Origin of the sequence: Aeromicrobium sp. 9AM (assembly GCF_902506105.1) — a bacterium.
In the GTDB taxonomy this organism is placed as follows: Bacteria; Actinomycetota; Actinomycetes; order Propionibacteriales; family Nocardioidaceae; genus Aeromicrobium.
Genome location: NZ_LR733303.1, coordinates 753015 through 775637, shown reverse-complemented (window position 1 = coordinate 775637; position 22623 = coordinate 753015). Strand labels below are relative to the sequence as shown.

Here is a 22623-nt window from a genome sequence, read left to right as displayed (position 1 = left end):
CCGGGTCAATCCGTCAGCCGTTGGTGCGTGACGCCACGCCGTGTCGGCGCAGGCCGTACGTCAGCGCGTCGACCAGGGCCTCCCACGACGCCTCGATGATGTTGGCGCCGACGCCGACCGTGACCCACGAGTCCTTGCCGTCGGAGGTCTCGATCAGGACCCGGGTGACGGCATCGGTGCCGTGGCCCTGGTCGAGGATGCGGACCCGGAAGTCGATCAGGTGGAACCTCGCGACGTCCGGATAGACCTGCTCGATCGCCTGGCGCAACGCGTGGTCGAGCGCGTTGACAGGACCGTTGCCCTCGCCGATGACGGCCAGGCGTACGCCACCGGCGACCAGCTTGACCGTGGCCTCGGCGACGGCGTCGTCGCCACGAGCGGACTCCGCCAGGACGCGCCACGACTCGACGTCGAAGTACGACGGGCGTACGCCGTCGATCTCCTCGGCGAGGAGCAGCTCGAACGAGGCGTCAGCGGCCTCGAACGTGTAGCCGGCCTGCTCCATGGCCTTGACCCGGTCGGTGACGCGGGCCAGGCGAACCGGATCGTCCGCGAGGTCGAAGCCCAGCTCCTTGCCCTTGAGCTCGATCGTCGCCCGACCGGCCATCTCCGACACCAACAGGCGCATGTCGTTGCCGACCAGCGCCGGGTCGATGTGTTGGTAGAGGTTGGGGTCGACCCGGATCGCGCTCGCGTGCAGGCCGGCCTTGTGCGCGAACGCCGAGACGCCGGTGTAGGGCTGGCGGGCGGACGGCGGATAGTTCGTGATCTCCGCGATCGCGTGCGAGATCCGTGACGCGTCGGCCAGCGAGCCCTCCGGGAGGACCGTCATGCCGAGCTTGAGCTCGAGGTTGGCGACGCACGTGATGAGGTCGGCGTTGCCCGTGCGCTCGCCGTAGCCGTTGACGCAGCCCTGCACGTGGGTCGCGCCGGCCTGGACGGCGGCCATCGAGTTGGCGACGGCACAGCCCGTGTCGTTGTGGGCGTGGATGCCCAGGCGTACGCCGGTCTGCGCGACGTCCGTGACGATCTCGGTGACCCAGTGCGGCAGCATGCCGCCGTTGGTGTCGCACAGGATGACGACTTCGGCACCGGCGTCACCCGCAGCGCGTACGACCTCGAGGGCGTAGTCACGATTGGCGCGATAGCCGTCGAAGAAGTGCTCGAGGTCGACGAAGACGCGCTGCCCCTCCTCGCGGAGGTAGGTCACGGTGTCGCGCACCATCGCGAGGTTCTCCTCGAGCGTCGTGCGCAGGGCTTCGGTGACGTGACGGTCGTGGCTCTTGGCGACAAGCGTCACGACCGACGCGCCGGAGTCGCGCAGCGCCTGGATCAGCGGATCCTCCGAGGCCTGGACGCCGGCGCGGCGAGTCGCACCGAACGCGGCCAGCGTCGCGTGCTTGAGGTCGAGCTCCTTGGCCGCGAGGGCGAAGAACTCGGTGTCCTTGGGGTTCGAGCCTGGCCAGCCGCCCTCGATGTAGCCGACACCGAGGTCGTCGAGGTGGCGCGCGATGTGCATCTTGTCCTGCACGGAGAGGTTGAGGCCCTCCTGCTGGGCGCCGTCGCGCATCGTCGTGTCGTAGACGTGGAAGTCGCTCACGCTCTGGTGTCCTGCGTTCACTGCGGTGTCCTTCGGTCCGGTCGGCGTCTCGGTCTGGCTGTGCTGACATAAAAAATGCCCCCCAGAACATGGGAGGCAGCGCGTCGGGGGCTTATTTCAGTGCCCGGCGCGCCTGTCGATAATGATCGAGATGCTCTGCATGCGGCTCAGTCTAGACTGATCGACCTATGACCGCCAGACCCGTCCCACTCGATGTGGAGCCGAGCGTCATGTACGCCGTCATGACCACGGAGCCCCTCGAGTCCGAGGACCTGATCGCCCCGCCCTCCCCCGAGCTGCTGCGGCACTACGGCTCGTCCGAGGTCGCGATGCGCCGCCTGCGCTCGCGGCCGCACCAGCAGCTGATCCTGCGTCAGACGACCCTCGAGGACGCCGCGTTCGCGATCCGCGACGCCCGGATCGACGCGCTCCTGCTCGCCGAGGAGAACGACGGTGTCGTGATCGACCTGAGCATCCCGCGCGTCGTCGAGCTGCGCTCCGACGAGGTCTCCCTCGCGCACGCGACGCAGTGGTACACCGTCGACTACCAGGACCTGGCCGACGGTCGGTTCCGCACCGTCGGCCTCCGGTCGTTCGGCCTGCCCGAGATCGTCCTCGATGGCGTCGACGAGTCCGCTCACGCGATGTACAGCGCGGTCCTCGCCGGCCTGGTCCATCGCCTGCTCGCCGAGTGGCCCGCCAACGATCCGGTCGGCGAGGCCACCGTCACCCTTCGCGACATCGCGTACGGCCTCGGTGATGCCCAGGCCGCCACGACGCCCAAGGGGCGATCGATCGACGTCGACATCACGTACGACGCCGACGACCAGGTCCTCGTCGTCACGCTCGACGGTGACCCCGCCGAGTCGCTGTTCGCGCCCTGACGTCAGTCCTCGCGCTTGCTCCGCTTGGGGGCCAGGTGGGCCAAGGTCTCCGGTCGCAGGATCGCCTCGAGCTTCTCGGGCGGCAGCAGCCCACGCTCGAGGACGATCTCGGCGACTCCACGACCTGTGGCGAGAGCCTCCTGAGCGACGTCGGTGGCCGCGGCGTACCCGATGTAGGGGTTGAGGGCGGTCACCAGGCCGATCGAGTTCTCGACCTCGCTGCGCAACAGCTCGACGTTGGCGGTGATGCCGTCGACGCAGCGGGTCGCGAGCACCAGGATCGCCTCACGCAACCGGGAGATGCCGGCCGACAACGAGTAGCAGATGACCGGCTCGAACGCGTTGAGCTGGAGCTGACCGCCCTCGGCGGCCATCGTGACCGTCATGTCATGGCCGATGACCTGGAACGCGACCTGGTTGACGACCTCGGGGATCACCGGGTTGACCTTGCCGGGCATGATGCTCGACCCGGCCTGCACGGCGGGGAGGTTGATCTCGTTGAAGCCGGCGCGCGGGCCGGACGACAGCAGCCGGAGGTCGTTGCAGATCTTGGACAGCTTGACCGCGACACGCTTGAGCGTGCCCGAGAGCTGCACGAAGGCGCCGCAGTCCTGCGTCGCCTCGATCAGGTCGACCGCACTCTCGAGCGGGAGGCGGGTGATCCTCGACAGGTGCTCGCACGCCGAGGGCACGTAGCCCTCCGGCGCGTTCAGCTGCGTGCCGATCGCCGTCGCGCCGAGGTTGATCTCGTGGAGCAGCAGCACAGCCTCGGACAGCCGGCTCCGGTCCTCGGAGATCATCAGCGAGTACGTCCGGAACTCCTGGCCCAGCGTCATGGGCACGGCGTCCTGCAGCTGGGTGCGACCCATCTTGAGGACGTCGTGGAACTCGTCGGCCTTGGCCGCGAACGAGTCCTCCAGGATGGCCATCGCATCGAGCAGGGCGTGCGTCGCCAGGATGATCGCGATCTTGACCGCCGTCGGGTAGACGTCGTTGGTCGACTGGCTCAGGTTGACGTGCTCGTTGGGGTGGATGACGTGATAGTCACCCTTCTTGTGCCCCATCAGCTCGAGGGCGCGGTTGGCGATGACCTCGTTGGCGTTCATGTTGGTCGACGTACCGGCACCGCCCTGGATCACGTCGACGATGAACTCGTCGTGCAGCTCTCCGCTGCGGATCTCCTCGCAGGCATCCCGGATCGCGGCGAAGCGCTCGTCGTCGAGCAGGCCCAGATCATGGTTGGCGCTCGCCGCGGCCTCCTTGACGGCCGCCAGCGCCTCGACGAGGAACGGACTCGTGCCGATCGGGATGCCGGTGATGGGGAAGTTCTCGAGCGCGCGGAGTGTGTGCACTCCCCAATAGGCCTCGAGCGGGACGTCACGGTCGCCGATCAGATCGTGTTCGGAACGCGTGGCAATGGTCATGTGCAGCCTCCAGTACGGGGCGCGTCGTTGAGCCCCACATGGCGACCATAGAGCAACCCGGTGCTCACATGCGGAAGGGGATGACTGTACTCACCGGTACAGTCATCCCCTTCGCGGGAAAGGCGTCAGGCAGGCGCGATCTGCGTCAGCCAGCCGTGCCGGTCGGCCGCGCGGCCGTACTGGATGTCGACGAGTGCCGAGCGGATGTCGGTCGTGACCTTGCCGGTCTCGCCGTCGCCGCTGACGGCCTCGCCGCCGTCCCACTTGAGCGAGCTGATCGGCGTCACGACCGCGGCCGTGCCGCACGCGAACACCTCGGTGATCGAGCCGTCGGCCGTCCCGTCGCGCCACTCGTCGATGCTCACGCGTCGCTCGATCACGTCGTAGCCGAGGTCGCGGGCGATCTGCATGATCGAGTCCCGCGTGACGCCCTCGAGGATCGAGCCGGACAGCTCCGGGGTGACGATCGAGCCGTCGGCGTGCACGAAGAACAGGTTCATGCCGCCGAGCTCCTCGACCCACGTGTGCTCCGTGGAGTCCAGGAACGCCACCTGGGCGCACCCGTGCTGGGCGGCCTCCTGCTGCGGCAGCAGGCTGGCGGCGTAGTTGCCGCCGCACTTGGCCGCGCCGGTGCCGCCGGCACCGGCGCGCGAGTACTCGGACGACAACCAGATCGACACCGCCTCGACCCCACCGGGGAAGTAGGCGCCGGCCGGCGACGCGATGACCGAGTAGGTCACGTGCTGGCTCGGGCGCACACCGAGGAAGACCTCGGAGGCGAACATGAACGGCCGCAGGTAGAGGCTCTTCTCCCCTCCTGACGGCACCCACGCGCGATCGGCGGCGACGATCTCGCGGATCGAGCCGAGGAACCAGTCGAGCGGCAGCTCCGGTAGGGCCAGGCGGTGCGCCGAGCGCTGCATGCGCTCGCCGTTGGCCTCGGGGCGGAACAGCCAGACCGAGCCGTCGTCGTGGACGTACGCCTTGAGGCCCTCGAAGATCTCCTGTGCGTAGTGCAGCACGGCGGTCGCCGGGTCGAGCATGAGCGGGCCGTAGGGCACGACGCGGGCATCGGCCCAACCCGTGTCGGGCGTCCACTCGGCCAGGAACATGTGGTCGGTGAAGTGGTTGCCGAAGCCGGGGTTGGCAAGGATGGCCTCGCGCTCGGCGTCGGACTTCGCGGCGGGGTTGGGCTCGAACCTGCTCGCGAAAAGGTTGGAAGTCATAGTAATCACGTTAGTACTTTCTGGGGTCAAAGGTAAGCGGTCATTAACCGACCGCTACGCCCTCGGCCACACGTGATGCGATGGCCTCTCCCACCTCCTCGGTGCTGCGGGGAGCAGCGCCGCGATCGGCGATGTCCGCCTCGACGGCCGAGCTGATGCGCGCGGCCGCCTCGGGAACGCCGAGGTGCTCGAGCAGGAGGGCGCCGGAGAGGATCGCGGCGGTGGGATCGGCCTTGTGCTGGCCGGCGATGTCAGGCGCCGAGCCGTGGACCGGCTCGAACATGCTGGGCGCCGTGCGGTCGGGGTTGACGTTGCCGCTGGCGGCCAGCCCGATGCCGCCGGTGATCGCCGCGGCGAGGTCGGTGAGGATGTCGCCGAAGAGGTTGTCGGTGACGATGACGTCGAACCGGCCGGGGTCGGTGACGAGGAAGATCGTCGCGGCGTCGACGTGCAGGTAGTCGACCGAGACGTCGGGGAACTCAGGCCCGATGGCGTCGACCGTGCGCGTCCAGAGGTGACCGGCGTGGACCAGCACGTTGTTCTTGTGGACCAGCGTCAGCTTCTTGCGCGGGCGGGCCTGCGCGCGGGCGAAGGCGTCACGGACGACGCGCTCGACGCCATAGGCCGTGTTGATGCTGACCTCGGTCGCGAGCTCGTGCGGCGTGCCGACACGGATCGCGCCGCCGTTGCCGACATAGGGACCCTCGGTGCCTTCGCGAACGACGACGAAGTCGATTGCGCCGGGGTTGGCAAGCGGCGTCGGGACGCCGGCGAACAGCTTGGAGGGCCGCAGGTTGACGTAGTGGTCGAGCGCGAAGCGCAGCTTGAGCAGCAGGCCGCGCTCGAGGACGCCGGACGGGACGCTCGGATCGCCCACGGCGCCGAGCAGGATCGCGTCGTGGCCGCGGATCTCCTCGAGGACCGAGTCGGGCAGGGTCTCCCCCGTCGCGTGCCAGCGCTTGGCGCCGAGGTCGTACTCGGTGCTGATGAACGCGGTGTCGTGATCCGCGGCGACGAGGTTGAGGACCTGGAGAGCCTGTGCGGTCACTTCGGGTCCGATGCCGTCTCCGGGCACCACTGCAAGGGAAAACGAGCGAGTCATGGGCGTCATTCTAGGCAGGCAAGTCTCAGGATATGAAACCCGCGTCTTGGTATGTGGTCAGTTGTCGTCGGGTCGTTCGGACGACTCGAAGTCGGGGGTCGAGGCCTCGTCGCGCAGGTGCGCGGGGCCCCACTCCATCAGCTGGGGTTCCATGGCGATCTCCTTCGGTGTGGACGGGAGCGGGGTCCGGCGGGGGTCCGCCGTTCCACCAGACACATGTCCGGAGATCATCCGAGGAGAGTACGAAAGCGAGCGATCAGATCATGATCAGCAACCCTGCGGCGGAACGGCGGGCCAACGCCGAAACTCCGCGGCAGGGTGTAGCCCTAAGAGGCCCTGCCGCGGCAAGCGATTACTACGAGCTGCTTCCGCATGATTTGGCCAGTCTAGGGGCGCATCACCGTCGTGTCCGGGAAACGTGGTCGGCGTCTCAACGCCCGAGACGAGGCGGGCGTGCTCCGTCCGTGGATCGTGACAGACTGGCCACGTGAGTGCACCCGCTGAAGTCCCCGCGCTTGTCTCGAGCACTCTCGACCTGTCCCGCCAACGCGGGTTCATCACGTCGATCCGCAACGAGACCGGCCGACTGCTGGCCTCGCTCGCCGCCTCACGCACCGGAACGCTGGCCGAGCTCGGCACGGGTTGCGGGGTCGGCTCCGCCTGGCTCTCCAGCGGCGCGCCCAAGGACGCCCGGGTCGTCAGTGCCGAGCTCGATCCGGCCCTCGCCGGCGACGTGCAGAAGATCTTCGCCGACACCGACAACGTCGACGTGATCGCCGGGGACTGGTCGACCCTCGAGCAGTACGCCCCGTTCTCGCTGCTGTTCGTCGACGTCCGCGAGGTCATGCAGGACATCGACGTCATCGCCGACCTGCTCGAGCCGGGCGGCATCGCGGTGCTCGACGATTTCGTGCCGTCAGCGTTCTGGCCGCCGATCGTCGAGGGCCGGGTCGACACGGTCCGCGAGCAGTGGCTCACCGACGAGCGGTTCGCCGCCGTCGAGATGCTGATCGACGTCGACGCCTCGCTGATCATCGCGACGCGGCGCTAGCGATATCCGGCTCGGTGGGCGCCGGGCGGTCGTGAGCCCGGTGGCCCTGGCTCCGGCTCGGGTGGAGCCGCAGGCGGCTCCTCACGATTGCCCAGGGCGCTGTGACGTCGCCCGTACGCGAAGTAGAGGACGAGCCCGGCCACCATCCAGATCGCGAAGTCGCGCCACGTGTTCGCGGCCAGGTTGAGCGACAGCCACAGCGTGGCCAGCACCGACACGATCGGGATGAAGGGAACCAGAGGGACCCGGAAACCGCGTTCCAGGTCGGGTTGTGACTTGCGCAGCCGGATGACCCCGACGGCACAGAAGGCGAACGCGAACAAGGTGCCGAGCACCAGCAGGTCCGCACGCTTGACCGTGCCGGGATCCAGGGCCAACGCGGCCGCCACGATGCCGGCAACCAGAGCCGCCCGTGACGGTGACGAGCCAGCACCGACGTGCGCGAGTCCGCGGGGCAGCAGCCCGTCACGCCCCATCGCGAACAGCACGCGGCTCTGCGCGATGAGCACCACCAGCACGACCGTCGTCAGTCCGAACAACGCGCCGATGTTGATGACGTTGGCGCTCCAGCCCGGCGATCCCGCAGCACGCAGAGCGTCCGAGACCGGCGCGGCGGTGTTGAGCTCGCCATAGGGACGGAGCCCGACGAGGACGGCACCCATCGCGACGTACAGGACCGTGACGATCCCGATCGATGCCAGCATTGCGCGAGGGATCGACCGGCGGGGGTCCTTGGCGTCCTCCGCCGCGGTGGCGATCAGGTCGAAGCCGATGAACGAGAAGACGATCGCGCCGGCAGCCGTGAAGATGCCCATCACGCCGAACGCGTCCCCCGCTCCCCCGAGCAGGCTCTGCAGGACGGTTCCGCTGGCACCGGCGCCCTCCTTGACGTCAGGCACGAACGGCGAGTAGTTGGCCTTGTCGACGTGGCGGGCGCCGACCGCGATGACCAGCACCACCGCGACGAGCTTGGCCGCGACGATCATCGCCAGCACGCGCCCCGTGAGCTTGGCCCCTGTCATCACCAGGAGCATGAGGACGACGACGAGTGCCGCCGCGATCCAGCCCGTCCCCTTGTCGACCTGCGAGTGGTCCGCCAGGAACGTCGGGATGCCGATGTCGAACCCGTCGAGCGTGGCGGTGAAGTAGGCCGCCCAGATGCGCGACACGACGGCTGCTGCCACGACGAGCTCCAGCACGAGGGCCCAGCCGACGATCCACGCCCAGAGCTCACCGAACGCGACGTACGCGAACGTGTAGACACTGCCGGCAGTGGGAAGGGTCGAGGACAGCTCGGCATACGACAGCGCGGCCAGCAGGCACACCACCGACGCGATGATGAACGAGACGATCACGGCCGGCCCGGCCATCGTCGCCGCCTGTTTGCCGGCCAGCGAGAAGATGCCGCCGCCGACCATGACCCCGATCGCGAGGACGATGAGCAGTCCCGTGCCGAACACCGCGGGCAGCCGGTGGCGAGCGTGGCTGATGCGCAGCATCGCGAGCTCGGGCGGAAGGCGGCGTGCCCTGCCGATCGGTACGTCGGCCACGCGTGTGCACCCCCTCGACACCGGACCACCGGGAGGTGACCACGTTGCGAGAAACGTACCGGCGGGAGCGTGCCGTGTCAGCCGGTGTGCGACTCCTCACGCGTGAAATCCCGCAAAGTGTCGAGGACAGCACGTCTCTTCGCGGGAAGTGGGACAAGATGGAGGTCCAGGCACCGATGGTCGGCATCGACGCGAAAGGAGCGCCCATGACCCGGATCTACCTCGTCGGCGGCACGATCGCGATCGCGATCTATCTCCTCTCGCCGACGACGCCGATCTACTTCGCGATCGGCGCCTCGTGCGTCGCGGCGATCCTGGTCGGCGTGCGGGTCAACAAACCCCTCAAGCCGCTGCCTTGGTACCTCATGGCGGCCGGTCAGGCGGCCTGGGTCGCTGGCGACCTGTTCTACGACCTGCCCGACCTCGTCCGCACCAACCCGGCGGCCTCGGACCTGGCGTACCTCTCGGCGTACCCGCTGCTCGCCGCCGGTCTCGCGGTGCTGGTCCACAGCCGTCGACCCGAACGCGACCCTGCCGGGCTGATCGACAGCGCCATCGTGACGCTCGGTGTCGGCTTGCTGGCGTGGGTCTTCGTCGCGGATCCGATCGTCGACGAATCGGGCACACCGTGGCTCGAGCGGGCCATCGCAGCGGCCTACCCGGCGGGCGACATCATCCTGCTGGCCCTCGTCGTGCGCCTGGTCGCGGCACCGGGTACCCGGTCGCCGGCATTCCGGCTCCTCGTGGGCGCCCTCGTGCCGCTGATCGTCGCCGACACGCTCTTCGCGACAGAGACCACCGACTACTGGGTCGTGCTCGACGTGCTGTGGCTCGGCTCGTACGTCCTGTGGGGTGCCGCCGCGCTGCACCCGGCGATGACGCAGCTCTCCTCGCCGACAGCCAGGACGGCACCCTTCACCGCACGTCGTCTCGGGGTGCTCGCCGCGGCGATGCTGATCGCCCCTGCCCTCGTCGTCGCGAGCCTGACCAGCGGCCTGCACGTCGACACCTGGACCGTCGTCCTCGGCGCGAGCGTCCTGTCACTGCTGGTGGTGGCGCGCATGGCGTACAACATCGAGGAGATCCGCTCCACGGTGCGGCAACGTGACCAGCTGCGTTCCGACCTGTTCCACGAGGCCTCCCACGACGCGCTCACCGGGATGTCCAACAGCCCCTACATCCGCCAACAGATCGGCGCGGCGCTGCGCCGGGGTCGCCGCGACGGCACCTCGGTGGGCCTCCTGGTCGTCGACCTGGACGACTTCGACGAGATCAACGACCGCTTCGGCCACGGGATCGGCGACCTGGTCCTGCGGGCGGTCGGCCAGCGACTGCGCGACCTGGTGCGCGACGTCGACGTCGTGGGCCGCCTGGGCGGCGACCAGTTCGTGATCCTGCTCGACTCGGTTGCCTCCGACCACGACGCGATGATTCTTGCCGCGCACCTGCTGCGGACCGTCAACCAGCCGATCGACGTCTCAGGCACGAGGATCGCGGTCAGCGCGAGCATCGGCGCCACCACCAGCATGGACGGCGGCACCGAGCCCGACCAGCTGTTGCACGAGGCCAACGTGGCGATCCGGCGGGCCAAGGCGTCCGGCCGGGGCCGGATCGAGGTGTTCGACAACCGGCTGCGGGCCGAGCTGCACGAGCGCACCACCATCGAGAAGGAGCTGCGGGCGGCGCTCGCCTCGGGTGAGATCGCGGTCCACTACCAACCCGTCGTCGCGGTGCATACACAGTTCGTCGAGGGCTACGAGGCACAGGTCCGGTGGAAGCACCCGATCCGCGGCGTGCAGCGGCCCGAGGTCTTCCTGCCCATCGCCGCCGCCACCGACCTCATCTGCGATCTCGATCGATGGACGCTCCACCAGGCCACGGTCGAGCTCGCAGAGCTGACCGCCTCCGACCCCGAACGGTTCGGCGACCTCACCGTCACCGTCAGCATCTCGGGACGCACGCTCGCCTCCCCCGGTCTGGTGCAGGAGGTCGAGGATGCCCTGGCGCGCGCCGACCTCGCCCCGCACCGTCTGACGATCGGCGTGACCGAGATGGCCCTGGTCGACGTGCCGAACGCGGCGCTCCCGCTGAGCGCCCTGCGCCACGCCGGCGTGTTCGTCAGCATCGATGACTTCGGCACGGGCCGCACGTCCATCGGACAGATCCAGCACCTGCCGGCCGACGCCATCAAGATCCACACGACGCTCGTCAACTCCGAAGAGCCGGGAGCTCGCGACCTCCTGGCGCTGCTGGTCAACGCCGCGCACGGATCAGGCCTGCTGGTCGTGGCCGAGGGTGTCGAGAACGTCGATCAGCTCGCCGACCTGAAGGTCCTCGAGTGCGACTCGGCGCAGGGCATCTACTCCGCCTCGCCCGACCCGACCTCCGGACCGGTCATCACACACCCGTCGGTGCGCAACACGCCCCGCTTGCGGATCGTGCCGGACCAATGAGGCCGGCTCGCACCGTCTGACGTACGAGCCTGCATGTGCGGCAGGAAGAACTGCACGATCGGCCCGATCGTCAGCGCGTACAACACCGTGCCGACCCCGACGGTTCCGCCGAGCAGGAACCCGACAGCAAGAACGCTGACCTCGATGACGGTGCGCCAGAGCCGCACACTGCGACCTGTCCGGCGTACGAGGCCGAGCCACAGGCCGTCGCGCGGGCCCGGACCCAGCTGGGCACCGATGTAGATCGCTCCTGCCAGACCGTTGCCGACGACACCGCCGCCGAGCAGCAGGCCGCGCAACCACAGGTTGTCGGGCTGGTTGATCGCGGCGATGCCGGCGTCCGCGGCAAGTCCGATCACGATGACGTTGAAGACCGTGCCGATCCCAGGCATCTGCCGCAGCGGGATCCACAGCAGGAGCACGATGGCACCCACCAGGATGACGACCTGCCCGAAGGTCAGCGGCAGGTGCTGCGCCAGACCTTCGTGGAAGACGTCCCACGGATCCAGCCCAAGGGTCGACTCGACCATCATCGCCATCGTGAAGCCGTAGAGGCTCAGGCCGAAGAAGAGACGAGCAAGGCGGTTGACCATGTCGGCCATCACACCAGACTCCGGTAGGGGCTCGTGCGGTCGACCTCCCCTCGATGGCTGCGCGGTGGAGGCCGCAGCCCGTATCCGTCGCTGCGGAGCGTACGGACGAGCTGGACGGCCATCGCCACCACGGTGATGACAAGGACGAGGACGGGCATGATCTGGTTCATGTATCCAGATTGCGCCCGATTGGCCTGTAAATACATAGCCAATTGTGAAACAGTGGCCTTGTGACAACTTCACTTGCCGCTGCAACGCTTGCCACCCTCCTCGGCCCAAAGGACTTCGCCGGCCCTGCCTATCGCGAGATTGCCGACCGCATCCGGCTCCTGGCGATCGACGGCCGGATTCTCGACGGCAGCCGACTGCCGTCCGAGCGCGAGCTCGCCACGGCCATGGGGGTCAGTCGCACGACGACGAGCCGGGCGTACGCCGAGCTGCGCGACTCGGGTCTGCTGGTCTCGCGACAGGGCTCGGGCAGCATCGTCCATCTGCCCATGGCCGTCTCCAACGCCAGCAGCGTGATCATGACCCCGGACGACGCGGACACGATCGCCCTGACGTACTCGGCTCCGGTCGGCCCACCCGGACTGGCCCGCGCGTTCGAGGCAGCCGCCGAGAAGCTGCCGGGCCTGCTGTCGACGACGGGCTACCTGCCCGACGGCTTGCCCGTCCTGCGGGAAGCCCTCGCCCAGCACTACACCGACGGCGGTCTGCCGACCGACCCGGACCAGATCATCGTGACCGCCGGCGCGATGGGCGCGGTCTCGCTGCTGGCCCGTACTCTGCTGGGCCCCGGACAGCGGGTCGTGGTCGAGGGCCTCAGCTATCCGCACGCCCACGAGTCGTTCGTGGCGGCAGGCGGCCGGTTGACTCCCCTGCCGATCGACGACCGGCCGTGGAGTCCCACTGCCCTGCGGGCCTCGCTCGACGGGTCGCCACACCGCGCGGCATACCTCGTGCCGGACTTCCACAACCCGACGGGAGCCGTCATGAGTGACGCCGAGCGGGGTGCCTGGGCGTACGAGATGCGTCGCCACGACGTTGTGCCGGTCGTGGACGAGTCACTGCGCGAGATGAACCTCGACGGCGTCGAGCTCCCGCCGGTCTTTGCGACGTACAGCCCCCGCGCCCTCCTGATCGGGTCGTCCTCCAAGTCGTTCTGGGGTGGCCTCCGGGTCGGCTGGATACGCGCACCCAAGGCTGCGATCATGCCGATCATCCAGGCCCGCATGATGGACGACATCGGCTCGTCGGCGTTCGACCAGCTCGTCTTCGCCGAGCTGCTCTCCGAGGGGGGACAGACCGCAGCGGCCGGACGAGCGCGGTTGCGGGCGGCCCGCGACCACCTGCTCGCGGAGCTCGCCCGCGAGCTGCCTGACATCAAGGCCCCTTGTCCCCCGGGTGGCCTCAACCTCTGGGTCACGCTCCCCGATCGCATGTCGTCGCGGCTGACCACGGCCGCCAGCGGACACGGCCTGCTGCTGACCCCCGGACCGCGCTTCTTCAGTCACGCCGGAACGGCCGGCGAACGCCACCTCCGGCTGCCTTTCACGCAGTCGCACGAGACGTTGACCGAGGCGGTCCGGCGGCTGCGCCTGGCGTACGACGACGTGGTCGCCAACACCGGTCATGACGCCCGCCGCCAACGAACCGACGTCCTCGAGCTCATCGCCTGACCGACGCTGGGAGCGGGACATCCCACTCCCAGCGTGGCCACGGGATCACTTTCCGGGATTGATGATGATCATCTCGGTGTCGTCCGGCGTGCCGGGGAATCGTGCGGAGTTGCCCGGGTAGTTGTTGTCGTTGGCGATGAGCAGGCGGCCGTGCGACAGCGGGACGAGCGTCTCGACCGACTGGAAGCCGAACGAGAACTGGGCGCCGGTGCCCCAACCGCCGCCGTTGCTGATGCCGCGACGGTCGGAGATCTTCAGCAGGTCCACGAAGAGAGACTTCGCGAGAGGCCGGCTGATGCCGGGCTTGCCGAGCTTGACCTTGTACACCCGCTTCGTCGCAGCGGCGGCACCGTCGAAGTTGTCACGCTCGAGGACCAGCAGCACACCCGGTTGGATCATCTGGGCGTCAGCGGCGGAGTTGGCCTCGACGTCGACGTGATAGTTCCACGTCTTCCCCGTGTAGCGGCCCGTACGCGTGTCGAACTCGGAGATGACGCGGCGGAGCTTGTCCGAATCGTCGACCAGAGCGCTCTCGACGATCGGGTAGAGGTAGCGACCGTCCTTGGACGCCGCCATGGCCTCGAATCCGCCACTGCGCTGGACGTTGGGCTGCGTGCCGCCGAGGAGCGGGTTCTGTGGCGACATGCCGAGCGGGAACGGCACCGCGGCCGAGAGCAGGCGGCCTCGGGAGTCCGCGTGCAGCAGGAACGGGCCGAACTCGTCGCCGATCCAGAACGATCCGTCGTGGCCGCGCTGGACCGACTCGATGTCGAAGTCGTCGCCGGTCAGCTGCCGACCGTTGCCGGTCTCGTTGACGATCGGGAAGTCGATCGTGTGGCGCGGGTCGGACAGCGTGATGTGACGCAGCACCGTGACCTTGCCGGCACCGCCCTTGGCGGTCTTCCACTGCGGCTTGACGAGGTAGAGCCGGAGCAGGAAGTCGGCCGAGTTGCCCTTGGCACCGAAGCCGTTGTCCGGCTGCGCCCAGAAGGTGCCGTCGCCGTTGTCGATCGCGGCGGAGAAGCCGGGGATCACCTGTCCGGGGAACGGGCCCTTCCGCCCGTTGGCCGGAGTCGCCAGGGCGCCCGACGGCGGGCCGGCCGCCTGGTAGTCCGCGGACAGGAGGGCCCGGGCCAGCAGCCGGGGGCCGTCGTAGGAGCTCGGGTGGTCGTGGCCCCGATGAGCCGAGGCTGCGGCCGGCGAGACCACGGCTGCCGCGAGGGCGACAGCGGCCCCGCCGGTGAGGACACGGCGAAGCGCGCGGTTGGTGATCAAGTGCTGGAGTCGATTCATGCCTCGAGCCAAGTCGCCGATGGCGACCGACTGTCGGCGCCGGGACGAACACCAGGCGAGGAGCGGCTGAACTCCACACGCGTACCGGACGACGAAGGGGCGTCACCGCTGATGCGGTGACGCCCCTGTCGCTCGAGCTGTGGCTAGCGCGCTGCCTGGCCGTCGACGTAGTCGGCGTCCTGCTGCTTCCACGAGAAGTGCGAGCGCAGGACCTTGCCGGTGGCCTCGATCGAGTGACCGGCCTCCTTCTCACGCAGTGCCAGGAACTCGGGAGCGCCGGCGTCCTGGTCGGCGATGAAGCGCGAGGCGAACGTGCCGTCCTGGATCTCCTTGAGCACGTCCTGCATGCGCTCCTTGACCGAGGCGTCGATGATGCGCGGGCCGGAGACGTAGTCGCCGTACTCAGCGGTGTCGGAGATCGACCAGCGCTGCTTGGCGATGCCGCCCTCCCACATCAGGTCGACGATGAGCTTGAGCTCGTGGAGCACCTCGAAGTAGGCGATCTCGGGCTGGTATCCGGCCTCGGTCAGCGTCTCGAAGCCGGCCTGGACCAGGTGGGAGACGCCGCCGCACAGCACAGCCTGCTCGCCGAACAGGTCGGTCTCGGTCTCCTCGGTGAACGTCGTCTTGATGACGCCCGCGCGGGTGCCGCCGATGGCCTTGGCGTACGAGAGCGCGAGGTCCCACGCCTTGCCGGTCGCGTCCTGCTCGACGCCGATGATGTCGGGGATGCCACGGCCGGCGACGAACTCACGGCGCACCGTGTGGCCGGGCGCCTTGGGCGCGACCAGCGTGACGTCGACTCCCGCGGGCGGCTTGATGTAGCCGAAGCGGATGTTGAAGCCGTGGCCGAAGACCAGCGCGTCGCCGTCGACGAGGTTGGGCTCGATCGACTCGGCGTAGACGTGACGCTGGACCTGGTCGGGCGTGAGGATGACGACGACGTCGGCCTCCTCCACCGCCTCGGCGACACCGAGGACACGAAGACCCTGCTCCTCGGCCTTGGCCCGGCTCTTGGATCCCTCGAGCAGGCCCACCCGTACGTCGACGCCGGAGTCGCGCAGGTTGAGCGCATGCGCGTGTCCCTGGCTGCCGTAGCCGATGACCGCCACATGGCGGCCCTGGATGATGCTCAGATCTGCGTCGTCGTCGTAAAACAGTTCAGCCACGGGGTAGTACTCCTTGAAGTGTTCAGCCTGCTTGCGTGCCGGGAACGGCACGAAGGGTGCGGTCTGTGATGGAACGGGATCCGCGGCCAATGGCCACGCGCCCCGACTGGGCGATCTCGCGGATGCCGAATGGTTCGAGAACGTTCAGCATCGCGGTGAGCTTGCCCGCGTCTCCGGTCGCCTCGATCGTCACGGCATCGGTGGCAACGTCGACCACTTTAGCCCTGAAGAGCTGGACGGTCTCCAGCACCTGTCCCCTCGTCTGGGCATCGGTCTTGACCTTGATCAGCATGAGCTCGCGCTCAACTGCGCTGTGCGAGTCGAGCTCGACGATCTTGAGGACGTTGACGAGCTTGTTGAGCTGCTTGGTGACCTGCTCGAGCGGCAGCTCGTCGACGTTGACCACGATCGTCATCCGTGAGATCTCGGGGATCTCGGTCGGACCCACCGCGAGCGAGTCGATGTTGAAGCCGCGGCGCATGAACAGGCTCGAGACCCGAGCAAGAACACCGGGGGTGTTTTCCACGAGAACCGAAAGGGTGTGTGAAGTCATGTCAGAGGTCCTCCTCGTCCCACTGCGGGGCCAGGTCGCGGGCGATCTGGATGGCGTCGTTGCTCGTGCCGGCGTGGACCATCGGCCACACCATCGCGTCGCGCTCGACGACGAAGTCGATCACGACCGGGCGGTCGGTGATGGCCATGGCCTTCTCGATCGTCGCGTCGAGGTCCTCCTCGCTCTCGCAGCGGAGGCCGACACAGCCGTACGCCTCTGCGAGCTTGAGGAAGTCGGGGATGCGTCGCGCCCCGATCGACTCCGGACCGGTGTTGAGGTCGGTGTTGGAGTAGCGACCTTCGTAGAGCAGGGTCTGCCACTGGCGGACCATCCCGAGCGAGGAGTTGTTGATGACCGCGACCTTGATCGGGATGCCCTCGATCGCACAGGTCGCGAGCTCCTGGTTGGTCATCTGGAAGCAGCCGTCGCCGTCGATCGCCCAGACAACGGTGCCGGGGAGCCCGACCTGGGCGCCCATCGCGGCCGGCAGGGCGTAACCCATCGTGCCGGCGCCACCGGAGTTGAGCCACTGGCGCGGGCGCTCGAAGTCGACGTAGTGCGCGGCCCACATCTGGTGCTGCCCGACACCCGCGGTGTAGGTCGCCTCCGGACCGGCGATCGCGCTGATGCGCTCGATGACGGTCTGCGGGGCGAGACCCTTCTCGGGCTTGTCGTAGCCGACCGGGTAGCGCTCCTTGATGCCCAGCATCTGGGCCTTCCACGCCGCGAAGCCGCCCTCGACGCCGTCCTCGGCCGCCTGCTTCTGCAGGGTCGCGATGAGGTCGGCGATGACCTCACGGCAGTCGCCCACGATCGGGACGTCGGCCGTGCGGTTCTTGGAGATCTCGGCCGGGTCGATGTCGGCGTGGATGATCTTGGCCAGCGGCGCGAACGACGGCAGGTGGCCGGTGACCCGGTCGTCGAACCGGGCGCCCAGCGAGATCAACAGGTCGCTCTTCTGCAGCGCCGCGACAGCCGCGACGGTGCCGTGCATGCCGGGCATGCCGAGGTGCAGCTCGTGGGAGTCCGGGAAGGCGCCGCGAGCCATGAGCGTCGTGACGACCGGGATCTGGGTCATCTCGGCGAGGACCTTGAGCTCAGCCGCCGCCTCGGCCTTGATCACGCCGCCGCCGACGTACAGCACCGGGCGCTCGGCCGCCGCGATCAGGCGCGCGGCCTCGCGGACCTGCTTGCCGTGAGGACGCGTCGTGGGCCGGTAGCCGGGCAGGGCGAGCTCGGTCGGCCAGGTGAACGTGGTCTGCGCCTGCAGCGCGTCCTTGGCGATGTCGACGAGGACGGGACCGGGCCGGCCGGTGCTGGCGATGTGGAACGCCTCGGCGATGACCAGCGGGATCTCGTCGGCGTCGGTCACGAGGAAGCTGTGCTTGGTGATCGGCATCGTGATGCCGCGGATGTCGGCCTCCTGGAAGGCGTCCGAGCCGATCGCCCCGCTGGGCACCTGGCCCGTGATCGCGACGATCGGGACCGAGTCCATGTGGGCATCGGCGATCGCCGTGACGAGGTTGGTCGCGCCCGGGCCGGAGGTCGCCATGCAGACGCCGACCTTGCCGGTGACCATGGCGTAGCCCTGCGCGGCGTGGCCGGCACCCTGCTCGTGGCGCACGAGGATGTGCCGGATCTTCTCTGAGTCGAAGAGCGGGTCGTACGCGGGCAGGATCGCGCCGCCCGGGATGCCGAAGATCGTGTCCACCTCGGCGTGCTCCAGCGCCCGCACGAGGCTCTGGGCCCCCGTGAGCTGCTCGGTCATGATGTTGTCCTTCGGTTTCGGTCCATCGTATGTCGTTCGGTGACCCGGCTGTTCGCATAAAAAAATCCCTCGGCCGTGAGGCATTCGAGGGAGACGCGGGGCCGGATCAGGCCATCGCGTCAGCGGGGTACTACAAGAATCTCTGCATGCACGCGTTCAGTCTCGTCCCCGGTCGTGGGATGGTCAAGTGGTGAGACGAGAAGTACCAACATGTGGACCACAGCGATGAGTCGCGCTCGTCACATTGCGTCACCAAAATCCTGCACCGTCTGACAGGCCGTCGGCAGACTGGCACGATGTTGGCCCTGACGATCCGCGTCATCGACGCGGGCAGCTCCCAAAGGACATCTACATGAAGAAGACACTCACCGCCGTAGCCGTTGTCGCGGCTCTCTCGCTCAGCGCGTGCGGAGGCGGCGGCGACCGCCCGAGCAAGGGCGACCTGTCGAAGGAGTTCTCCAAGAAGGACAACGTCTTCGGGCTGAAGCTCACCAAGAAGCAGGCCGACTGCATCGCCGAGGCCATCGTCGACTCCAAGCTGTCCGACAAGGCCGTCAAGGCGCTGAAGGAGCAGGACGAGGACTTCAAGCCCACCAAGGCCGACAACAAGGCACGCGACGCGATCGCCGGCGATGTCGAGAAGTGCGCCAAGCCGTAACCACCAGCACCACGTCGGCCCGGAGAGCGTGCTCTCCGGGCCGACGTGCGTTCACAGCAGGGGAAGCGCCTCGTCCTCCGAGGGCGTGCGGCCTGTAGCGGCCCGGATCCAGACGAGGTGGTCGCCGATCTCGGGCTCGCGGCCGGTGACCTCGACGTACGCCTTGACGAGCGCGCCGGAGACGGCAGCGCGTGAGACGTCGAGCAGCGGTGGAGCCTCGATCGCCGGCACCGAGCGGGCGAGGTCGTCGCCGTGCACGACCAGCTCGATCACCCTGGTGAGGATGAAGTCATCGCGGGTGATGGCGCCGCGCGGACCGCGGACGACGTCGGTGCGGAGCGCGTCGAGCGCCCGGAAGCCGATGCGGGCGCAGTTGTCGATGCCGGCGAGGACATCACCGGAGAACGAGCGCGCCAGCTGCTTGGTCCCGTCGGCGATCTCGCGTGATGCCGCGCCGTAGTCGGAGATGAACTCGCGGAGGGTTCGCGGCTCGGCCCCGGGGGCCGGACCCAGGAGTGGCACGTCGAGGAACGAGCGGCCGAGGTGCGTGACGAGCTCGTGGACGTTCCAGGCCTCCAGCACGCTCTGCTCCTGCGCGTGCTGCAGCAGGCCGGAGGACTCGATCCACCTGCGAAGCGCGGCCCACTGGGACCGCAGGATCTCCTCGTTGGTCACCACGGAGACGGCTCGTAGTCCTTGAGGAACACGCCATGAATGTCCTCGCCGGCCTCGCCCCGGATGATCGGGTCGTAGACGCGGGCTGCACCGTCGACCAGGTCGAGGGGTGCCTTGAACCCCTCCTCGGCGAGCCGCACCTTGGTCGGGTGCGGTCGCTCGTCGGTGATCCAGCCGGTGTCGACGGCGGTCATCAAGATGCCGTCCTGCTCGAGCATCTCCCCCGCGCTGGTGCGGGTCAGCATGTTGAGTGCCGCCTTGGCCATGTTGGTGTGCGGATGGCCCGGCCCCTTGTAGCGGCGGCTGAACTGGCCCTCCATCGCCGAGACGTTCACGACGTACGTACGCCGGCCCTCCGATGCCGCCATCGACGGCCGCAGGCGGCTCACGAGGATGAACGGCGCGGTCGTGTTGCAGAGCTGGACCTCGAGGAGCTCGAGCGCATCGACCTCGTGCACTCGCTGGGTCCAGCTGTTGACGTCGACCGTGTCGGGCACGAGGCCGCCGGCGTCGATGCGTTCGAGGTCCGCCGAGCCGGCGCTCAGCGCCATCGACGTGAGCTCCTCGGCGGTGTGTGCGTCGCCGGCCAGGACGGGGTGCGCGGACACCGACCCGACCAGCGCGGCCGGGTGGGCGTCGCTCGTGTGGCCGAAGGTCAGGAGCTCCGGCAGCGGCCCGTCGGGCAGCGGCGCGGACTCTGCCTCCGCCAGCGGTGCGTACGCCCCGGGTGTCCGTCGTACGGTCTGCGCGGCGTTGTTGATGAGGATGTCGAGTGGACCCTGCTCGGCGACCGAGTCCGCCAGGCCGACGACCTGGGCGGGATCACGCAGGTCGATGCCGACGATGCGGAGCCGGTCGATCCACTCGGCGCTGTCGGGCATCGCCGTGAAGCGGCGCACGGCGTCGTGCGGGAAGCGGGTCGTGATCGTCGTGTGGGCGCCGTCGCGAAGCAGCCGCAGCGCGATGTACATCCCGATCTTGGCCCGGCCGCCGGTCAGCAGCGCGCGCTTGCCCGTGAGATCCGTGCGCGCGTCACGCTTGGACCGGTTGAGCGCGGCGCAGTCGGGGCAGAGCTGGTGATAGAAGGCGTCGACGATCGTGTACTTCTGCTTGCAGATGTAGCAGGGACGGGCGACGAGCAGGGTGCCGGCGGTGGCGCCGGCGGCGTTCGAGACGAGCGGCAGACCCTCGGTCTCGTCGTCGATGCGCCGCGGAGATCCGGTCGCCGTCGCGGCGACGACGGCCTGGTCGGCGGCGGCCACCTGGGCCCGCTTGTCGAGGCGGCGGTGCTTCTTGACGTTCTTGTAGAACTTGCCGCAGGCGCGCCGCAGGGCGACGTAGTCCGCATCGTCCTCGGCGAGCCGCTCGGCAGCGGCCAGGACCTTGAGCGCGACCGCGAGCTCGTCCGGATCGATCGGGTTGTCCCGGGCCTCGGCGGGGTGGGACGGATCAGCGCTCATGACCCGCCCATCGTAGTGCGCCGGTGCCAACGCCAGCCTGCTGCTACCTGATCGTGGCGGTCCGGGGCGACGTCCGGGATGTCGAGCCGTACGCGGTCTGCGAGTAGTGGACGCGCACCGACACCTTCTTGCCCTTGTCCGCCGTGACCAGCCTGTAGGTCGACTTCGTCGCTCCACTGATCGCGACGCCGTTGCGGAGCCAGCGATAGGTGCGTGCGCCGGTCGGGACCGACGTCTTGGGACTCGCCGTCAGGATCTTGCCGACCTTGAGCGTCCCGGAGATTGTGGGGTTGCCGGCGATCCAGAACGTCCCGGCGACAACTTTGTCGGGCTTGGTCCAGGCGACCGTGGTCGGGGCGCGTCCTGGCGCCGAGGCCGTCGCACTGACGGTGATGGTGTGACCCAGCTCGGCCGGCTTCACGACGTACGTCGGACCGGTGCCGAGGGCCCTCGATCCGTCGAACCAGGCGTACGTGACGGCAGGGTTCTCCGGGCTCCATGTGCCCGGGCGACCCTCCAGCGTGTAGCCGACCTTGGGAGTGCCGACGAAGTAGGCGGTGCCGACGTTCGTGAGAGGCGGGGCCGTCCGCTTCAGCGTGGCGTCCACGCCGGTGTGCACCTGACCGGGTCGCGAGCTGAGCAGGTGCGGACTTCCCTCGTCGCAGTCCGATCCGCTGCCACCCCAGACCGTCGAGGAGTACGCCAGATCGCCAGCCGCGTTGAACTCGACGCAGAACGGGTCACCGGGGACCAGCGCCTCGATCACGTAGTGCCCGGCAGCGTCGGTGATGGCGGACTCGACGACGTCGTAGACGTGGTTCTCGAGGTGCGGGCCATCCGTGGCCGTGACTCTGACCGCCGCGAGCGGGGCGCCGCCGGTCGTTCGCACGGTGCCGCTGATCCGCGCCGGGTCGTCGAGGGCGAGGTTCCGGCCTGACGCCGTCGCGCCTGCGGCGACGGTGAAGGGGGTGCCCCAGGCATCCAGGTCCAGGGGGATGTACGAGCCGCCGGAGCACTCACCGACATGACGCCGGTCCGCAGCCGTGATCGGGCCAGGGGCCGTGTTCTCGTCGATGCGGAACGCCTGGCCGACGATGCCGCCGGCGCACACGAAGTACTCATCAGGCGCGACGGCGACCGAGTACGTCCCGTCGCCTGCCGATGTCGCCCGGTAGGCGGCGACGGGCGGGCTGCCGTCACGGCTCCGGTCCCAGATCGCGACGGTGATGCCGGCGAGCGGCTTGCCCGACGCATCCGTGATGCGGCCCGAGATGGTGGCCGATCCGGCTCCGCTCGCCGGCGGGATGACCAGCAGTCCTCCCGAGAGCAGAGCGGCGAAGACCGCAGTGACGAGACGTGATGCGCGCAAGGATGCCCCCAAGAAGAAATGATGATCCCCACTACGAGAGTCGCGGGCGCCCGGTCCATGACGCGGGGGACGTGCTGGCCTCCTCATACGGGCGGGAACCCCCACCCGTCGTGCGG

The 22623-nt window shown here is 68.7% G+C and carries 19 protein-coding genes; 5 read left to right on the top strand and 14 right to left on the bottom strand.

Annotated elements, in window-relative coordinates:
- Positions 1-13: 13 nt before the first annotated feature.
- Positions 14-1621: a citramalate synthase gene (gene cimA / locus BOSE46_RS03855; protein WP_256366693.1), complete on the bottom strand. Its 1608-nt coding sequence runs from the start codon at positions 1619-1621 to the stop codon at positions 14-16.
- Between the two features lie 167 nt (positions 1622-1788).
- On the opposite strand from cimA, the gene BOSE46_RS03850 reads away from it, so the two are divergent.
- Complete coding sequence (locus BOSE46_RS03850) at positions 1789-2484, top strand: hypothetical protein (RefSeq protein WP_159538420.1); 696 nt, start codon at positions 1789-1791, stop codon at positions 2482-2484.
- 2 nt (positions 2485-2486) lie between these two features.
- Here the strand turns inward: BOSE46_RS03850 and BOSE46_RS03845 are convergent, their stop codons facing one another.
- The 3 genes from BOSE46_RS03845 to BOSE46_RS03835 all read right to left on the bottom strand — a co-directional run bounded on the left by BOSE46_RS03845 (position 2487) and on the right by BOSE46_RS03835 (position 6236).
- Positions 2487-3908 (bottom strand): aspartate ammonia-lyase, encoded by a 1422-nt coding sequence (locus BOSE46_RS03845; protein ID WP_159538418.1) that lies wholly within the window; start codon positions 3906-3908, stop codon positions 2487-2489.
- Positions 3909-4033: 125 nt separating this feature from the next.
- Complete coding sequence (locus tag BOSE46_RS03840) at positions 4034-5134, bottom strand: branched-chain amino acid aminotransferase (protein WP_159538416.1); 1101 nt, start codon at positions 5132-5134, stop codon at positions 4034-4036.
- Between the two features lie 43 nt (positions 5135-5177).
- Positions 5178-6236 carry a 3-isopropylmalate dehydrogenase gene (locus BOSE46_RS03835; RefSeq protein WP_159538414.1) on the bottom strand — a complete coding sequence of 353 codons (1059 nt, stop codon included), beginning with the start codon at positions 6234-6236 and terminating at the stop codon, positions 5178-5180.
- Positions 6237-6723: 487 nt separating this feature from the next.
- Here BOSE46_RS03835 and BOSE46_RS03830 point away from each other — a divergent pair, with 487 nt between their 5' ends.
- Positions 6724-7287 carry an O-methyltransferase gene (locus tag BOSE46_RS03830; RefSeq protein ID WP_159538412.1) on the top strand — a complete coding sequence of 188 codons (564 nt, stop codon included), beginning with the start codon at positions 6724-6726 and terminating at the stop codon, positions 7285-7287.
- Here the strand turns inward: BOSE46_RS03830 and BOSE46_RS03825 are convergent.
- Positions 7284-8837 (bottom strand): amino acid permease, encoded by a 1554-nt coding sequence (locus BOSE46_RS03825; protein WP_159538410.1) that lies wholly within the window; start codon positions 8835-8837, stop codon positions 7284-7286. The genes BOSE46_RS03830 and BOSE46_RS03825 overlap by 4 nt on opposite strands.
- A gap of 206 nt (positions 8838-9043) precedes the next feature.
- Here BOSE46_RS03825 and BOSE46_RS03820 point away from each other — a divergent pair, with 206 nt between their 5' ends.
- Positions 9044-11290 carry a bifunctional diguanylate cyclase/phosphodiesterase gene (locus BOSE46_RS03820; RefSeq protein WP_159538408.1) on the top strand — a complete coding sequence of 749 codons (2247 nt, stop codon included), beginning with the start codon at positions 9044-9046 and terminating at the stop codon, positions 11288-11290.
- On the opposite strand, the gene BOSE46_RS03815 is transcribed toward BOSE46_RS03820, so the two are convergent.
- Positions 11197-11892, bottom strand: a complete 696-nt coding sequence (locus BOSE46_RS03815; RefSeq protein ID WP_201299512.1) for a YitT family protein — start codon at positions 11890-11892, stop codon at positions 11197-11199. The two genes, BOSE46_RS03820 and BOSE46_RS03815, sit on opposite strands and share 94 nt — an antisense overlap.
- A complete protein-coding gene (locus BOSE46_RS03810) occupies positions 11892-12053 on the bottom strand; it encodes a hypothetical protein (RefSeq protein WP_159538406.1) in 162 nt (53 codons plus the stop codon). Before BOSE46_RS03810 ends, BOSE46_RS03815 begins: the two co-directional genes overlap by 1 nt.
- Before the next feature lie 60 nt (positions 12054-12113).
- On the opposite strand from BOSE46_RS03810, the gene BOSE46_RS03805 reads away from it, so the two are divergent.
- Positions 12114-13562: a PLP-dependent aminotransferase family protein gene (locus BOSE46_RS03805; RefSeq protein ID WP_159538404.1), complete on the top strand. Its 1449-nt coding sequence runs from the start codon at positions 12114-12116 to the stop codon at positions 13560-13562.
- A 45-nt stretch (positions 13563-13607) separates the two neighbouring features.
- On the opposite strand, the gene BOSE46_RS03800 is transcribed toward BOSE46_RS03805, so the two are convergent.
- From BOSE46_RS03800 to BOSE46_RS03785, 4 genes are all read right to left on the bottom strand, one after another.
- Complete coding sequence (locus tag BOSE46_RS03800) at positions 13608-14855, bottom strand: esterase-like activity of phytase family protein (RefSeq protein ID WP_159538401.1); 1248 nt, start codon at positions 14853-14855, stop codon at positions 13608-13610.
- 143 nt (positions 14856-14998) lie between these two features.
- Complete coding sequence (gene ilvC / locus BOSE46_RS03795) at positions 14999-16024, bottom strand: ketol-acid reductoisomerase (RefSeq protein WP_159538399.1); 1026 nt, start codon at positions 16022-16024, stop codon at positions 14999-15001.
- Positions 16025-16046: 22 nt separating this feature from the next.
- Positions 16047-16577 carry an acetolactate synthase small subunit gene (gene ilvN, locus BOSE46_RS03790; RefSeq protein ID WP_056207708.1) on the bottom strand — a complete coding sequence of 177 codons (531 nt, stop codon included), beginning with the start codon at positions 16575-16577 and terminating at the stop codon, positions 16047-16049.
- A 1-nt stretch (position 16578) separates the two neighbouring features.
- Positions 16579-18345, bottom strand: a complete 1767-nt coding sequence (locus tag BOSE46_RS03785; protein WP_236551606.1) for an acetolactate synthase large subunit — start codon at positions 18343-18345, stop codon at positions 16579-16581.
- Positions 18346-18697: 352 nt separating this feature from the next.
- On the opposite strand from BOSE46_RS03785, the gene BOSE46_RS03780 reads away from it, so the two are divergent.
- Positions 18698-19003, top strand: coding sequence for a hypothetical protein (locus BOSE46_RS03780; protein ID WP_159538397.1), 306 nt, complete (start codon positions 18698-18700; stop codon positions 19001-19003).
- Between the two features lie 51 nt (positions 19004-19054).
- Here the strand turns inward: BOSE46_RS03780 and BOSE46_RS03775 are convergent, their stop codons facing one another.
- From BOSE46_RS03775 to BOSE46_RS21605, 3 genes are read right to left on the bottom strand one after another with little or no spacing between them, the layout of a single operon-like run.
- Positions 19055-19681, bottom strand: a complete 627-nt coding sequence (locus BOSE46_RS03775) for a maleylpyruvate isomerase N-terminal domain-containing protein (protein ID WP_159538395.1) — start codon at positions 19679-19681, stop codon at positions 19055-19057.
- Positions 19675-21138 carry an SDR family oxidoreductase gene (locus BOSE46_RS03770; RefSeq protein ID WP_159538393.1) on the bottom strand — a complete coding sequence of 488 codons (1464 nt, stop codon included), beginning with the start codon at positions 21136-21138 and terminating at the stop codon, positions 19675-19677. The genes BOSE46_RS03775 and BOSE46_RS03770 overlap by 7 nt, the downstream gene beginning before the upstream one ends.
- A gap of 43 nt (positions 21139-21181) precedes the next feature.
- A complete protein-coding gene (locus BOSE46_RS21605) occupies positions 21182-22507 on the bottom strand; it encodes a carboxypeptidase regulatory-like domain-containing protein (protein WP_159538391.1) in 1326 nt (441 codons plus the stop codon).
- Positions 22508-22623: the final 116 nt, after the last annotated feature.